Source organism: Gemmatimonadaceae bacterium (assembly GCA_016720905.1).
Classification (GTDB): domain Bacteria; phylum Gemmatimonadota; class Gemmatimonadetes; order Gemmatimonadales; family Gemmatimonadaceae; genus Gemmatimonas.
In genome coordinates this window covers 1-16,077 of sequence record JADKJT010000002.1, presented here as the reverse complement: position 1 = coordinate 16,077, position 16,077 = coordinate 1, and the positions used below count along the sequence as shown (strand labels likewise).

Genomic DNA, 16,077 nt, shown 5'->3' with positions numbered 1-16,077 from the left:
ATGCAGTCACGACACGGGATGCGACGGTGGATTGTCGCGGGCGCGCTCGGATTCTCGATCGCGCCCGCCGCGTCAGCGCGAGCGCTCTCCAACGCGCCGCGAACCGGCGTCGGACTCGTCGCCATCGACGAACCCGTCTGTGCCTCGCGTGTCACCGTGACCGATCGCTCGTCACAGTGGGCGGCGCCGTTGGATCGGATTGTCAGCGTACGCATGCCGGATGCCGCACTGCGCGATGCGCTCGATCGCGTCGCTGGGCTGTCCAAGGTCGAGCTGTCGTACAGCAACGAATTGCTGCCGCCTGGCCGTCGCGTGTGCCTGACCCTCGACCGCGTGCCCGTAGGTGCCGTACTCGAGACGCTGCTGGCGGGCACCACGTTGCGGGCCATCGTGGTGGGCAGTACGCAGGTCGTGCTCGCGCCGTCGCGGCCGGTGGCATCAGGCCTCTCCATTGCGCCGCTCATTCGACGAGCCAGTGTGCTGGATCGTGTGGTGGTGACGGGAACCCCCGATGGCGCGCCGCAACGCGGGTCACCGTTTGCGCTTGAGGTCATCGACGGGGCCACGTTGGCGCGTCAGCGCGCGACGTCGCTGGGCGAGGCACTCGATCTGGCGGTGCCAGGCGTCTGGACCTGGAGCAGCACCGCCGGCACGTTGTCCGCCCGCTACGGCAGCATTCGCGGGGCCAGTTCGTTTGGCACCAGCGCGCCCAAGGTGTATCTGGACGGCATTGAAGTGGCGAATCCGCTGTTGGTCACGCAACTCGATCCGGCCCGTGTCGAGCGCGTGGAAGTCATTCGTGGTCCGCAGGGTGCGGCGCTGTACGGCGCCGATGCCATCAGCGGTGTCGTGAACATCCTCACGCGGCACGATGGCACGGCTTCCGGCAACACGTCCATCCAGCTGAGCAGTGTGGCGGGTGTTGCCGCCACCGACTACGCGCCGAGAGATGCATTCGTGCAGGAGCACGCCATCGCGCTGCGTGGCGGCGGCAGTCGTCGCACATTCGGTCTGGGCCTCAATGTCGGCACCGTTGGTGCGTATCTGCCAGGCGCGTCGGAACGTCGCGTACTGGCCGATGGCGATGTACGCTTTGTGCTATCGCGCGCGGTGCTCACGGGCACGGGGCGCCTGTCGCTGCAAAAAGCGAACGCCAGTACGGGATTCGTGTTCGGCGGCGCGGCACCGTCGTTCGAGACGACCGCGCGCGCCAACAGCGTCGTCGCTCGACCGCCGGGGCCGTCAGACTCCGTGGCCGTCCGTCGGCCGGCGATTGACTCGACCGGCGTGGCGGGCGACAGCGCGACGGGACAGGACATGACCCAGTACACGCTTGGTGGCACGGCAACGATGATGCCATCGCTCCGTTGGACGAACACCGTCATTGTCGGTATCGACGGCTATCGCATGCAGGGGTTGTCGACGGCGGGGCTGCCAATGCCGTCAACCTTTGGCAGTGCATTGGTGGACGGACAAGGCGGTGCCGACCGTGGCACGCTGCGGCTGCGCGCCGTGGGTCGCTACGACTTGTCGCCGCGCACGATGCTGGCGCTCACCTTTGCCGGAGAGCAGGCCTTCACGCGCGAGTTGATCGACGGCGAGGGACTGACACAAGTGGCTCGCGTCAATCTCGGTTTTGGTTCCTCGGCGCAGGCCTTTGCGCGCGGCGCCACGCCGCAGGCGTTGGTGACCCGGTGGGGTAACAGTGGCGGACTCACGGCACAGGCGAATCTGGCCTGGCGAGACCAGCTCTACCTGGTGGCGGGCGGTCGTGCGGAACGGACGGTCGGATTTACTGACACGCCGCAGAACGCGCTGCTGCCGATGCTTGGCGTCGCGTATGTTGGCGACGTCAACGGCGTGGTCGTCAAGCTGCGCTCCGCGTACGGTACCGGCATTCGACCCGCGTCCAGCATTGCGCGCGGAGCGACATGGATGGGGCGCGTGGTGAATGCCAGCGCCACCTCGCTGCAGCCGGAATCACAAACCGGCATCGAGGCGGGTATCGATGCGCTGTTCAGCCGCGCGCTGTCACTGCACGTGACGCGCTTCGATCAGCGCGCATCGGGACTCATTCAGCCCGTTGCCGGCACCTCCACCTACGCCACGGCCAACGGGGCGTTGGTGCGGCGGATGTCGTATACGCTGGAGAATATCGGGGCGATCACGAATCGCGGTTGGGAACTGCAGGCGCGTTCCACTGTCAATCGGCTGATGCTGGCGGGATCCATGACCGTGGTGGACAGTCGGGTCGATCAGTTGGCCCGCTTGTACGGCGGTGACCTGCGCGTGGGCGACCGCATGCTGGACGTGCCAGCGCGCACGTACAGTCTCAGTGCGACCTGGGTGGCGTCGCGTTGGAGCGCCAGCGCCATGATGACACGCGCCGAAGACTGGATTGGCTACGACCGCGTGGGTGTTGGCGCGGCGTTGTCGGATACCAGCCGCGAGCAGCCGTTGAACGGCCGGCAGCTGCGGAGCTTCTGGTTGAACTATGGCGGCGTGACGCGACTGCGCGGGAATATCAGCTATCGTCTGGTGCGCGAGTGGTCCGTGCTGCTTGGGGGCGACAACCTGCTCAACGTGCAACGCGGCGCGCCGGACAACGCGACCGTCACAGCCGGGCGCACGCTGACGCTCGGGTTCCGAGCAGGGTATTAACACAGTAGGTAGTAGACCCGCATCAGCTGAAATACTGGGTTACGGTTTGAGCGGCTTCGTTGATACACCTCGATTGTTTTGCTCGTTGGTTTCCGGGATCACGTCTGTCACGTCGATCACGGCAATGAGGAAGTCATCGTTGCGAACGGTCGTCATGTTGATCCGGGAATCCAGCAGCAGCGCGCATTCAATCCCCGCGACGAGCGGATCCACCATCGTCGCTGAACCGACGGTGCGCCAGGTCGACGCGTCGGCCGGCGTCCCACTGGCAAAGAGGTTGACTTGCCAGTTCCCAGGCACCGTTCCTCCGCCGACGTTCTTAAGGTACGCAAACCAGTGGCCGTCAGAAGTGGCCGCTAGTGAATCCACCATGATGTCCCACTGCGTGGAGAGCTGAACCGTTAGCTGACGGGTGTTGTTTTCGAGGCGAAGGGTCGCTGTCGGGAATTCCTCGGAGAACATCTGTGGCGTCGAATTGAGTGCAATGACAAGCGTGTAGGCGCCAGGTGCCGCGTCACTGGGCAGCGAGGCGGCGGCGAGCGTCGTGGTGGTGCCCCCGGGGAGTCGCTGGTCGAACCGGGTCGGCGAAGGGCCGATCGTGCGAACAATGGCGCCCGGAACGCGAGACGCATTCGGACCACTGATGGTGGTCACGCTCGACCAACCGGACGGCGCCGCGCCAGGTCCATTGTTACGTATGGTCGCGATGATCGGGGCGGACGATCCCGAGCGCGGTGCCACCGTTGCCGAAATCACCTCGAGGTCCGGAGCGGCAGTCACCTGCAAACCCCAGGCGAGTGTGTTGTTGTTGCCGGTGACCGGATCCCTGGCCTCCGATACGAGGCTGGTTGCATCGACCTTGAGACCGAGATACCAGAACGTGCGGGTACCAGATGGTTGGAGCGTCCCGGAGGGGGTGAGGCCGGGGGGTAGCGTCACGTTCAGTGTCCGGGTCACCGAGCCTCCCGCCGGGATCTCGCTGGCCTCGGTGTGAGATGTGAGGAGCACATCCTTCGTCGTCTCCAAAAAGCCGTCAATCGTGGAGTTGTCCGAGAGGAATACTTGTGTCGTCCAATTTGCCGGTGATGCCTTTAGAGTGCCAAGATTGCGCAGTTCAAGCACGATCGGAAACGTTTCGCCCGAGGCCGGCGCGCTGAACACCGTTGACGGTACGCTCGCGAACGCCGCCGTGAGGTCAATGTATGCCTCCCAGAAGTGGATCAGGCTGGTCGACGCAGCGACGTTATTCCCTTCCGCACTTTCCCCAACCTCGTTTGCGCCGTCGACAATGGCCACGAGGTAGAAATCACCGAGCTTGGCAGCCTGGTAGCTCAAGCTCACTGTCGATGTTGCCGACGCACCGAGCGCCTGCTGGAAGACGAAGTCGCCGAGGTAGTGATCATCGGAGGAAAATGCACGATCCGTGGAGAGGTAAACTCGACCAACCCAACCGGGAGGTGTTTGAGCTGTTCCGAGATTGGTGATGCGAATGCCTAGCGCCATGGCGGTACCGATTTGCACAGCTGCCGGCTTGTCGATCGCGGTCACCGCTAAGTCAAAGCGAGAAGCGACCAGTGTCGTGTTCTCTGCCCACCGCAAGTTGTTACGCTCATTGAGTTCGGCGACCACGTTCGTGGGATCCGCCACGGCGCCGATGAAATAGGTGCCCGGTGCGGTGGCCACCGGGATGCGAACTGTGATCACTGCGGAATCGCGAGCAGAGACTCGGACGATCCGGGATACTGGAATCTCCCGCAATACGGGATCCGCGGCAGTGATCAGGCTGTCGGTCGAGAGCACGACGCGAATGGACCACGCTGTCGACAACGCTATCGTTCCGGAGTTCTTTGTTACCACGCTCACGACAATCGAATCGCCCACCATTGCGGAGACCGGCACGATCACACGCGCCGGGGCAAGATCCACGCCTGATTGCGCGAGAATGACTCCTGCAGACCCGGCCGACAAGGCGAGAAAGAGGCCAACGCGGCATGACGCGCGTAGCAGAATGGTGTCCAACATGGTGACCTCCGTTGATGATCGTGGTCGTTCAGATGTTTCGACTCGCTATACTCTACGCACTCGGCGTCCACCAGGGCGGCGAATACGAGGTGGCGCTGGAATTTCGAGCACTTGGTGAAGTGTCTCCATCGTCCACGCGCCGGTCGCGCCGGGCGTCTGTGGCGCACCTTGTATCCGACGCGCGACAGGTGACACTGCGCGCCGAACGGCTACAATGATCTCCTGCATCGTCGTTCGCTGATTGGACGCCTGAATGGCCAGATTGAGGGCCGTGGTAAACAGGCCGAGGGGTCTACGCGTTCCATCCGGCATCGTTATGGGTCCGCCGAGCGCCACCTCGCCGTCGAGGGCCGCCGAGAGCAGCAAGTGCCCGCGTTGCGGAACGCTGGCGCCCGTGGTCAGAAGAGTTTCCGGTGCGACAATGACGTTGCGCGTATCGGCCAGCAGCACCCGCCTCGGCAGGAATGCGGCCCGCGCATCGTCGATGCGTTCGGGAAGCCGCGGGGCCGCACCCTTGCCGAGCGTGGACCAGAACACCTCGTCATCCCCGCTCGCCCGGGTCGCTGATCCCGAGTGACAGGCGTCGATGATCGCAATCGTTCTTCGCGCAGGCAACTCGTCGAGCAGCAAACCCAATTCATCGTCCAACAGGTATGTTGCGCGTGCCTCGTCGCTGTCCCACAAGAGGAGCGCTTCGTCGAGACTATCAGGCTCGGTGGCGCCATCTGATCTGGGCTTCAATGAGTCGTTGACTTGGATGCCGTGACCGGAGTAGTACAGCAACGCCACATCATTCACTCCCGCTTGACCGAGGTGTTGACGAATCGTGGCGATCACATTGGTGCGCGTGACCTGTCGATCCATCAGGGTAATGATGTTTGTCACCGGAAACCCGAGTCGCTTGACGAGCAAATCACGCATCAACTCGACGTCGTTGAGTGGCGACCCCTTGAGCGTTGGCACTCCAGCCGGGTATTCATTGATCCCGAGCAGGACTGCATAACGCTTGGGTGCGTGCGAAGGTCCCCTCGATACGGTCTGCGCGGGCAGGCCGACCGCCGTCGTGAAGGTCAGCACCAGCAGCAGCCTTGCCATAGTACGAACGCGTGCAGTCATTCAGCCTCCCGGGCGGCGCGCCGGCCGGCGCGGAACAACACTGATGGTCACCCCGTAGGTTGTTGCCTCACCAACCGGCGCGACGGCAGCCCCGCGAGTTCCTGCGTAGACATCGCTGAACAGCTGCTCCAGTGGTGAGGCGGCGCTGCGCGTGGCACTCGTTGCCCCGGACAACACCGGCGAGAAGTCAATGCGTTCTCTGGTCGCGAACAGCTTGAGCAGTTCCGGGCCGTACGGTTCCTCCGCGTAGTAGCAGATATCCGGAATCAGAAAGCTCTTTCCCGCCAGAAGCATATTGTCACTGCCTGACGACTGTGGAAGCGGAAATATCTGGGAGACGCGGCCGTCGGGCTGCAGATCAAGCACCACTATATAGGCGGGCTCCGGCCCGTCGTTGATCAACCGCAACGTGTATTCATCGCCGGGCGACAATCGCACGCCTTCGGTCGTCGGCACACTTGGCAATGGCGCAGGCGCAGCACCCGAACAGCTGGCGCTGGTGCCCGACCAGGTGAGTCGAGGTTGGGTGCGCACGAGGTCCATGCGCACTCGCAGGCGTGGACTGCTCAGTGTGAGCCGGCGAAGGTAATCCGCGCGCGCAACGCCATGCACAGCCAGGCGCAGCTGGTCTGAGAATGCCGGAGACGAAGTGGTGAGCGGAGCCGTCAATCGAATGGTTCCCAGCGCATCGAAGAGAGCGACCTGCGCTCCGCCGCGACCGGTCGGCGTCGCAGCGATTCGCAGGTCGGGCTTGACACGCACCATCTCGACAATGGAGATCGGACGCAGTGCCTCTCGAATCCTGGAGGCCATCGTGGTGTTCAGTGCCTCATCGACCGCGACGCGGACTCGCAAGTCACCGTAGGCATAGGCTGTGACGAACACCCAGCTATCTCGGAGCACGGCGGGTTCCGTTTTCGCCTGCAGCACGACTACTGCGCGGTTCTCGGAAGACGTGCTCACTATCCCGGACGTGAGTGGCGTACTCGCGGTGGGATCGGAGGTACCGCGCTTGTGGAACGTGACGTGAGTCCCCGGCAGCAATCCAAACAGGCCCCCTCCGGAAACTTCAACGGCGGAATCCGATGCGGTCGCCACCACGCGCAGAAAGACTGCTGCGCGACGATCCGGACCGCTGAACACCTGCGCATCGACGACGCCCTCAAGCTGTGGACTCTGATCGCCGAGATTCATCCCGGCCATCGCGATCCCGACACGATCGAACAGGTCGCGGTACGTTGCGCCCGGTTCCAGACGCGGTAGCAAGCGACTAATAGCGAGCGAGAGGGAACCGACAGGAGTCCGCTGTTCGTCGTACGCTTCGCGCGCGACTTGGTCGTGGCGCGATGCCGAGATCACAACCATGGGCGCCATTCCGCTAGCGGCCAGCGCGCCCCCATCGTCCCCGCGAGCCAGCGGCGAGCGGTCGATCAGTCCGCTTCCCTCGTCGAGGCCAACCGAAGACACCGCCCGCGCTCCGGCCACAATGATCGGCTGTGAGACGCCCCGAACGGCAGCGTCCTCAGGTGCGCCGCGCGTGCCGGATCCCGAAAAGCAAGCGTCGATGAGTACAGTCAGAGAACCGGTCCGTCCAATCTTCTTACGAAGCAGATCGAGTCGCGCGCCGAATTCCTCGTCGCGGATGTGACGTTCTCCACGATACCCGGCGGCCCGAACCGAGGCGGGCGCACCATACGGAACCAGGACCTCGTCATAGCCATCGAGTTCATCGCCATTGTCATCACTAATACGATGACCATGCCCCGAATAATGAACGACCACGGCGGCACTCACCGCGGCGCTGGCGATCAGTTGATCGAGTGCGCCGAGGATACCTTCCCGCGTGGCAGCGGCATTCTCGATGACTCGCACCGACGACGAATCGAAGCCCTGTGCGACGAGCGTCGCGCGCATCAACTCCACGTCACGCGACACGTGGATCTTTGCATAACCTTGCTCGACTGGGTAATCCCCGATGGCGATGATGAGAGCGCGCTTAGGCGGAAGTCTGCCTCCCTGGGCACGACCGACCGCGGCCACCGTGGTGAGCAGCAGGGCCCTGAATACCGCGAGGACGAGCGAGCGTTGCTGCATGCGTGACTCCGAGTCAACGAGCGATGCTTACGCCCCAGAAGAGCGATGGACGATACCGTTTGGGTAGGTCAGACATGCGTTCCGGGCTTGGCGGCGGTTGTCCTTCGACAAAACCCGCTGGGAGTGTCTGCGATCGCTGCCACGCCACGCCGATGTTGATCATCATCGGGTCAAGCACGCGAAGGCTGCCACCGGCATAGAGATCTGGCGCCCCCGAGGCCAAACCCGAAACCGACCAGGCCGCCGAGGATGGGAAATTTCTGCTGCGCAACGTGCAGCATGACCGCCACAGCGAACCGCTGGTCAGTTTGCCGGTTGTCGATCACGCCGTTGCCGATGACGTATTCGGGTGGTTGATTCACAAATCCCACGCCGACGGAAATCTGGCAGAGCAGCGACACCGATGGTTCGGCGTACAGATCCTGTCTCCCGACGCGGCCTCGGAACACCTCCGGAAACTCCGCCGTCGGCTGTACATCCAGCGTCAGCCGGCGAATGTCGGTGCTGGCATCGAAGCTGAACACTTGCCGCGTTCGCACCTTGGCGTTCTCAATGCGCAGCAGCAGGGCTTGCAGCGTTCGATACGACGTGGTGAGGTTGTCCTGGGCAGCGCTTACCGTCGCGGTGAGTCGACTGACCTCCGCCGCCGCTCCCGTGGCCGCGTCCCCCTCGTAGTTGCCACGCGCGATTCCCTTCGCCACGCCGGCAAGTGCACTCAGATGTGGGCGAGCCTCGTCCTGTTCCCGCCGAATCGTCAGCGGAACGCGCGCCGATTGGCTGAGTCCCGTGTATGTGCGTTCAAGTGATCGCACGAGACCGTCGAGCAACGAATCGGTCGGCTGTGATTCGCCTAGTTCCGCGATGACCGCCAATGAATCGTCGAGCGTGGTGGACAGCTTGCGCACGGAATTGAGAAAGCCGACGTATCGCTCTACGCCGTTCCGGTGGGCGGTGAGGACGGCCTCGGCGGCTCCCGCCGTGATGAGCGCATCGCCGCGCGTAGCCGCTTCCACGATTGCGGGTGGTACCTGAAAGAGCTGTCCCATACTTTGGCCGAGCACGGGCTGTGCTATGGACGCAATGCCGGCAAAGCTGGTGAGAAATCCGGTAGCGGCCAGTCGGCTGCCCAACGAATTGCAGGAGGGCAATGGTTTGCGCGCCACCACTGTGGTTTGCACATCGTACCGATACAGCAGCGGATTCGCGTTCACGACTTCCACGTCAACCGGGCTTCCCACCGGTATCGTGACCAGAGGCGCTCGACCCACGTTGCGCGCGGCGGCGCTCCACGACTGAGTGAGCGTGCCGGTGGGTCCCCGCACTTCCACACTGCCGCTAAGGGCATCAGTCACGATACGATACGCCGACCTTGATCCCACCGCCATCCGCGTCGCAGGCTTTGGTTCTTGCGCCGCCGACTCGCGCGGGAAGATCAGGCAGGCAGGTGCAATCAGAAGTCCGGCGACCGCACTACGGAGGCATACCATTGAGTTCTCCTGGGTCAGCTGATGCCACCACGTTGAGCAGAACTTGGGCCTCATTCAATGGGGTGCGCAAGGTGGAAGGGGTGACCGTAATCGTTCCGTCACCGATTCGTAGGACACTGCTAATCCAGTGCTAACCGAAAACACGGACTCTGAACCGGACCTCGGAGCCGGATGAACGGGTACGCGAGAACAAGGACGAATGATCGTGAAGGCCTACCCAATGAATACGGGTCACGGACGTATGCACATGAACACAGATGAAATCTGGGGGATCTGGGATCTCGGCCACGCGGGCGTGGCGGTGGTTGCTGGACGTGTGCACGCGGGGAGGTACTTCGATGTGTACCTTCTCAACGCGGCAGGCCAGTTGTTCGCTCTCAAGGTGCCCTTGGCGAGTCCGAGGTCGGACGACGGAGCGTTTGTCGCATCACGAACTCTTGGCGGCGTTTCGACCGTCTGGAACGTGACCTGCACTGCGGGTGAGCGGGCACTCGCGGCAGCAGCGGATCAATCCGCGGCGTGGCCGACGCCGGTGAGTAGTGAAGAACTGCTGCGCAGCGAGGCTCAGCAGCTCGAGGCATACGGTGCGCGCTGGCATGCAGGATTCGTGTCGTTTCGCCACCAGCAGATTGCGCGGTACGGATCGATTCCGGCGTTGGTGACGAGTTGGCAGCACGGGGTGCAACTGGACGCACTCACGCCGAACAACCAACGCGCGCTGATCCCACGCTTGTTACCAATGTTGTGGCGCCTGCTCGCCGACACGCTGCACGGCGATCTGCATGGCTCGAACCTTATCGTTGCGCCGGACCAGACGAGCGTAGCGCTGATCGACCCCGGTGCGCGCGTACTTCGCCAGCGCGGGCGCGCAGGCGCGAGCGAAGGCGCCGACGCGCTTACGTTCGTCACCACACCCGAGGTCTACCCAGTTCTGCCTCCGTACTATTTGCCGCATTGTTCGCTGTCGGCGGGACTGACACTGCGCGAACACTGGGAGGGATTCGTACGCAGCATGACGTTGTCGGACCAAGCTCGTCCATTTCGCGCCGGCACCAACGTGATCGGCCGCGCGATGTCGCGAACGCGCGGTCGATTCCTCGCCGACGAAGTGACAACGGCGGGCGAACCTCACCCCGCGGATCTGCTCGCCATTGGCGTGCTGTACTATCAAGCGCTGACGGGCCGACATCCGTTTGCTCATGCGTTCTCAATTCCTGCGTGGGCCGGCCTGACGACGACTGACGATCGGGTCGATGGCGGCGATGCGCTCTCGGAAAAGATGGACAGCGCTGTCGTCGTGCCAAGCACGTTGAATGCCCCCGTGAGCCCAGCCGAAGATGCGCTGGCGCTCGCGTTGCTCGATTTGCAGGTAACCTCGTATGCGCGGATGGTTGACCTTACGCGCGCACTGATCGCTGCGTGAAGCGAGGGCAGTCCTCTGTGCAGTGCCTCAGCGTGAATGGGATCTATGAGTACTTATGTCGGATATCATTACAGCAGAGGTTGATTGGAAGTCGCTTGACACACTGTCAAATGGCCGCATTGTCAGGTGGAACCGCGATGGAAGTCTCAACCTGATCGGAGGTGGTTCTCATGGTCGGTATGCTCCTTGTCCTCGCGCTCGCTTCGGCTCCGACACGAAATGTTTCTGAGCTGGCTCCAGTGACACGGGTCGTTCAGGACACCACCGCACGGCGGATGGTGCTGACGGCCTTGAAGAAGGGTAGCAAGACCGTACTCGCCTGCCTCGCGCGCACGTCGGACGGCCGCTTGGTGTGCTACCCGCTCTGGCAGGTGGCCTATGTGTCAAACGATCTCGCCATTAGCACGGGCGTGGCGTTTGCCGACCTCTTCATTGATCGGGCTCAGCAGCTCGGTTCGCGCATCAATCCCACGTCTAGTGAATATCTGACGTCAGTGATTGGGGGCGGTATCGACCTCGGCTGTGGCTCGTTTGGCGGAGTGGGAGACGTAGGACCGAGCCAGTTCAGGGTCAGTGTGCAGACCAGCATTTCCGGTGCGCGCACGCTTGGCGCAACCTGCAGCGGCGCGAACCTGTCGACAGCGGCATCAGCGGCGCGCGAGTCGCTCAAGACGGCGCTCGATGGGCTGCACTCGGAAGGTAGCGATGCGGTCGCGGCGTGGAGTGCGGGCTACCAGTCGTTCGCGCAGTGCATGGCGACGCGTGGCCAAGGCGGGAATCCCGGAACGGGGATGATGGAGACGGGTGATCCGGGTGCGGAGACGTATACTGCCACAGGAAACAGCACGACGGTTGCTGTCACGAATAGTGCGGATGGGTCCACAACCACGGTAACTACGAAGGCAACCGATCCTGCGGCTGGTACGGAGACAACCAAGACAGTTCGAGCGTCGCGAAGCGCGAGTTCTGAGGTGAAGTATTGGTCAGGAAAGATCATGTATTCCGTCGCCAAGTTGTTTGGTGCATCGGACGAACAGATTTTCGTTGGTCCATACACCGGCAACGCGGTCACTGGCGGAAGGGGATACTGCATCGACGGTCAGTCGTGCTCCAGCGGCGGCGACGGCTGCAATCGTGGCGGCATTGCGGCGGCGCAGATCAGTGGTCTCAAGCAGAAGGGCATGACGTGGGAGTGCAGACAGGAGATTCGCACCAAGGCCAATCCAAACATCGTCACCCCGAGTCCGGAGTCGACGTCTTCCTCCTGCGACGCCGCAAGCACTATCGCTGTGGTGACCGCCCTGATGAGCGGAAGCGCCTTCAAGAGTTATCAGAATACTCTCTGCTCACTAGCTACCGGACTACGACACGCGGGAGAAGACGGCACGGGAGCTGATTGTAGCTATGCTGACCGCTCAACCGTGGTCACCTTGCGTGACCGAGCGCGCGCTGATGCGCGGTCGCGCTTCTCAAATGTCTGCACGGACTACCGAGCCATGTGTCTGGGAGACGAATTGCGTACGGACTTCGACATCTCACTGATCGCTCCTGGCGCTAAAGGACTTCCGATCGGAGGAACTACGCCGCTGCCGAAGCGCGGTTGGCCGTAGCCCACAGATCAAAAGTATCACACCAATCCGAGAGGTCACCATATGATCTTCGCAATGCTCGTTTCCTCGATGCTTACGCAGACGCAGGTTGATCAAGGTCCGCCGAAGACGCCACCGCCGCCCCGGGCAACGGCGCAGGCAGTTGTTGCAGCAGCTCAAGATCCGCCCCGACACGTTGCGCCCGCCGAAGGCGATGGCATCGCCTCCAGCCACGGGCAGCGCGCCGTCGGCTGCCATGGCCACTGGGCCGGCGGATGAGCCGCCGCGCACTGCGGCACCGCGACGCAAGCACGTGGAGGAGTTGCTGGTTGAGATCGAGCGGCGCCCGGAGGGAATGCGAATGCTGGACTCGCTGCGACGGGCGGGCGCCATTCGCGGCGCGCTGGGTTCAAAGCCGCCGATGGAGGCGCGTTCGAGGACCGAGTGGAAGACAGCGACGCGGGCATCGCGCGACTCGCGATCGTGAATAACCAGACCACCACGCCAGTCGCGGTGATTACACCGGCGGCCCGTTGTACAACATGAACACTGTATACGCGCCAAGCAGTACGGGTCCGGCAATGGGGCTCGTGAGGATCGCACCTGCCGTTCATACACCCGCCAATCGCGATTCCTGGACAGTTGATGTCGAGAGCGTTTGTTCGTTCTCGCCAGACCCCACAACCACGATGGGGCAACAGTATTCAACCGTTTCGAGCAGTCTTCTACAGGATATCGGCCAGAAGTACCTCGTTTACGGCGCCCCGACGGCGGCCTCCAGCCCTTCTGACTGTTTCACGAACCGGGTGTCGATCGTTCAACCGGAAATCGTGGTATTGATGCGCAACTTGGACGTCGGCACATACGTGCTCAATATCCGTGCGTGGGGACGCCACGTGCTCGGAACTGCCGAAGCAAGCCATGTCACTATGTGGCCTCGATTTCAGACTTTGTTCGGGGGGCGTTCGTTGATCCCTCAGCCGCCTAGCCACGGTTGGTGGGACTACGCAAGCGTTTTGGTGATTCCAACTCCAAGCACTGCCTATCCGTATGCCGCCATCAGCAAGGTGCTCGGCCCCTTGGGAGTCCCTCTCTATATCTCGGAGATCGCCCTGTACAAGATTCCGTGAGCGCCGTGTCCGGACTCCGTAATTGGAGCGCTTATCGCGCGGCCACCAGCTCCATGCGCGTACACTGCGGGGTAACAGGAACTGCTCCATCTGCGTGTGACGGACACACAGCTCTCAGGAGGCGTCCGGATCGTGACCAACACTTCGTATGCCCCTATTGGTAGATGCCTCGCCGTCGCTAACGAAGGCCGTGGTATGGGCCGTGACCATCTCGGAACTGCGATCTCGATTTCGCTTGGCCTCGCGCTCTGGACCCTGCCCGCCGCCGCACAATCCCCGCGCGACCGCGCCCAATCACTGCTCCGCGACGCCGACGCAGCCATCGGCCGGGAAACCATCGCCAGCGCGCAGGAGGCCATCCGGGTCTCCCGCACTGCGCTCACGCTCATTGCCGTGCGCGGTTCAACGCCTCCTGCCGCCAACAGTCCCGAGCTGGACCGCCTTATCGCCGGACGTGCGTTCCTCTTCACTGGCATGGGCTACCGAATTCTCGGTCAGCTCGATTCCACAGTCCACTACGTCCGGCGCGCTATTCCACTCGCGCACGGTGTCGATGATCCCTCCGGCGAGGCGCTCGCACTCACCGAACTTGGCACGACACTGGGCAACATGGGTCAACGGGATTCCGCGCTCGTGCTGCTCGGCCGCTCGCTGTCACTAACGGAGTCCCGCCTGGGTCCAAGTGAGCAGATCCAAGTGCTGCTGAAATACGGCGTGATGCTGGGCAACGCCGGGAAGTCGGATTCGGCGCGTGCGCTGCTCGTGAAGGGTGCCCAACTCGCGGCAACACAAAAGGACGCCGTCGCATACGCGCATGCGCACCGATACCTGGCGGGCGGTCACGGCAAGGCCGGGCGACTTGATTCGGCGCTCGCCTACTACCGAGTTGCCCAAACAGTATTCGGAGCCGTCAAAGACTCAGTTGGCCTGAGCACCGTGCACTCCGAGCTATCGCAGCTGTTTCATAGACTGAACCTGCTCGATTCGGCGCTTACCTATTCGGGGCTCGCCATCGACATGCAGCGATCGCGATCGATGTTTGCCGCCTTAATGAATTCTTTTCGCGGTCGCGCCATCATCTTCACACGCAAGCAGCAGTACGACTCGGCGGTTGCGAACGAGCGCGAGGCGCTGGTGCTGGCGAAGCGCCTGCGCAACAGTGAAGCCGAGGCCGCGTTGGAGAGTGAGATCGGGATCAATTTTGCAAAGCTGCAACCGGATTCCGCGCTGGTACACGCACGCCTCGCGCTCGCCCGTACCACTGCGGCCAACACGACAAGCCGGGCGTACGCGTTGCTCGCGCTCGCGATTGCCCATGCGGGACTACAACAACGAGACTCCGCGTTGCTCCACGGCCAAGCTGCGGCTGGCATACCCCGGGCAGGACTATCTCCGGAGATGTTGTATCAGGTGATTGCGGTCAACGCGGTGGTGAACTACGCCGTCGGCAACTTTGCTGCATCTTCCGCGTACGCCGATACGGCGACCGCGCTTCACTCTCGCATCGGACGGAATGCTGGAAGTGATTTCTTCCGGGTGGCTTTCGGTGACAATGACGCGACGATGTACAAGATGTGGACGAACTCGTGGGTGCAGCTTCGTTCCACGCTAGGCGAGCGCGCGGTCTTTCGCAGCGCTGGCCGCGAGTGAGCGCGGCCGCGCCCGGGCGCTGCTCGACCTGATGACTGACTCGAGTCGTATCGTGTCACCGGGTGCCGATCTCGCAGTCGAGGGCCGCGAGTTGGTCGCGCAGGTGCTTCGTACGGCGGACGTGGTGGTGTCCTATGAAATCTTCGACGACGCCATCGCCGTGTGGACGATGGAAAAGAACGGTACGCTGCAGGTGCGGACGATCTTCATCAGTCCCGATTCGCTTGCACTCCTCGTCGGCGGCTTTCGCATGCTCCTGGGCGTGGACCAAGCCACGCGGGTGCTCGCGGCACGGGGTGACGCGCTCGAGCGCGGCAGTGTAGCGGCCGTCGCGGCCAACGCGGACTGGCGTACGGCGGGGCGCCGCTTGCGACAGCTTCTGCTGCCGGATTCGGTGAGCGCTCTGTTTACCAAAGGGCGCCAGGTCGTAATCATTCCGGCTGGCGCCATCGCTGTCGTGCCTTTCACGGCTCTCCCGGATGAAAACGGCGACGGCGTCCTCTCGGACGTGGTGGCGATTCGCTACGCACCGAGCATCGCTACGCTGGTAGCGGCCGAAAACCAAGCATTGTCAACGACGCAGTCCATGCTCATCGTCAGCAACCCGACCATGCCGCAGGCGACCAGCGCGTCGGGAATGCGCGTGCAACTGGGATCGCTTCCAGGTGCGGAGGCGGAAGGAGCGGATGTTGCGCGACGACTTTCCACCACCGCGGTGAAGGGGATGGCCGCCACGGAGAGCATGGTGCGGCAGCGGTTGCCAATGGCGCGCGTGATTCACATAGCGTCGCACGGATATGCGTATTCGAGCGAGGCGCTGGCACGCAACTCGTTCATCGCGTTGTCACCCGATGCAAAGAACGACGGACTGCTGACGGTCCGCGAGATCCTGGCGATCCTACGCC

At 63.0% G+C, this 16,077-nt stretch carries 11 protein-coding genes; 7 read left to right on the top strand and 4 right to left on the bottom strand.

Annotated features, from left to right (window positions below; all coding sequences use genetic code 11):
- A complete protein-coding gene (locus IPP90_02350) occupies positions 1–2,661 on the top strand; it encodes a TonB-dependent receptor (GenBank protein MBL0169557.1) in 2,661 nt (886 codons plus the stop codon).
- A gap of 39 nt (positions 2,662–2,700) precedes the next feature.
- On the opposite strand, the gene IPP90_02345 is transcribed toward IPP90_02350, so the two are convergent.
- The 4 genes from IPP90_02345 to IPP90_02330 all read right to left on the bottom strand — a co-directional run bounded on the left by IPP90_02345 (position 2,701) and on the right by IPP90_02330 (position 9,245).
- Positions 2,701–4,680, bottom strand: a complete 1,980-nt coding sequence (locus IPP90_02345; GenBank protein ID MBL0169556.1) for a hypothetical protein — start codon at positions 4,678–4,680, stop codon at positions 2,701–2,703.
- Positions 4,681–4,728: 48 nt separating this feature from the next.
- Complete coding sequence (locus IPP90_02340) at positions 4,729–5,778, bottom strand: caspase family protein (GenBank protein ID MBL0169555.1); 1,050 nt, start codon at positions 5,776–5,778, stop codon at positions 4,729–4,731.
- A 21-nt stretch (positions 5,779–5,799) separates the two neighbouring features.
- A complete protein-coding gene (locus tag IPP90_02335) occupies positions 5,800–7,893 on the bottom strand; it encodes a caspase family protein (protein ID MBL0169554.1) in 2,094 nt (697 codons plus the stop codon).
- Positions 7,894–8,063: 170 nt separating this feature from the next.
- A complete protein-coding gene (locus IPP90_02330; GenBank protein ID MBL0169553.1) occupies positions 8,064–9,245 on the bottom strand; it encodes a hypothetical protein in 1,182 nt (393 codons plus the stop codon).
- A 382-nt stretch (positions 9,246–9,627) separates the two neighbouring features.
- Between IPP90_02330 and IPP90_02325 the strand changes: the two genes are divergently transcribed.
- The 6 genes from IPP90_02325 to IPP90_02300 all read left to right on the top strand — a co-directional run.
- Positions 9,628–10,803, top strand: coding sequence for a hypothetical protein (locus IPP90_02325; protein ID MBL0169552.1), 1,176 nt, complete (start codon positions 9,628–9,630; stop codon positions 10,801–10,803).
- A gap of 239 nt (positions 10,804–11,042) precedes the next feature.
- Positions 11,043–12,413, top strand: a complete 1,371-nt coding sequence (locus IPP90_02320) for a hypothetical protein (protein MBL0169551.1) — start codon at positions 11,043–11,045, stop codon at positions 12,411–12,413.
- 193 nt (positions 12,414–12,606) lie between these two features.
- Positions 12,607–12,879 (top strand): hypothetical protein, encoded by a 273-nt coding sequence (locus IPP90_02315; protein MBL0169550.1) that lies wholly within the window; start codon positions 12,607–12,609, stop codon positions 12,877–12,879.
- A gap of 55 nt (positions 12,880–12,934) precedes the next feature.
- Positions 12,935–13,522 carry a hypothetical protein gene (locus tag IPP90_02310; GenBank protein MBL0169549.1) on the top strand — a complete coding sequence of 196 codons (588 nt, stop codon included), beginning with the start codon at positions 12,935–12,937 and terminating at the stop codon, positions 13,520–13,522.
- 195 nt (positions 13,523–13,717) lie between these two features.
- Positions 13,718–15,172 carry a hypothetical protein gene (locus IPP90_02305; GenBank protein ID MBL0169548.1) on the top strand — a complete coding sequence of 485 codons (1,455 nt, stop codon included), beginning with the start codon at positions 13,718–13,720 and terminating at the stop codon, positions 15,170–15,172.
- Between the two features lie 31 nt (positions 15,173–15,203).
- On the top strand, positions 15,204–16,077 hold an 874-nt coding region (locus tag IPP90_02300; protein MBL0169547.1), incomplete at its 3' end, for a CHAT domain-containing protein.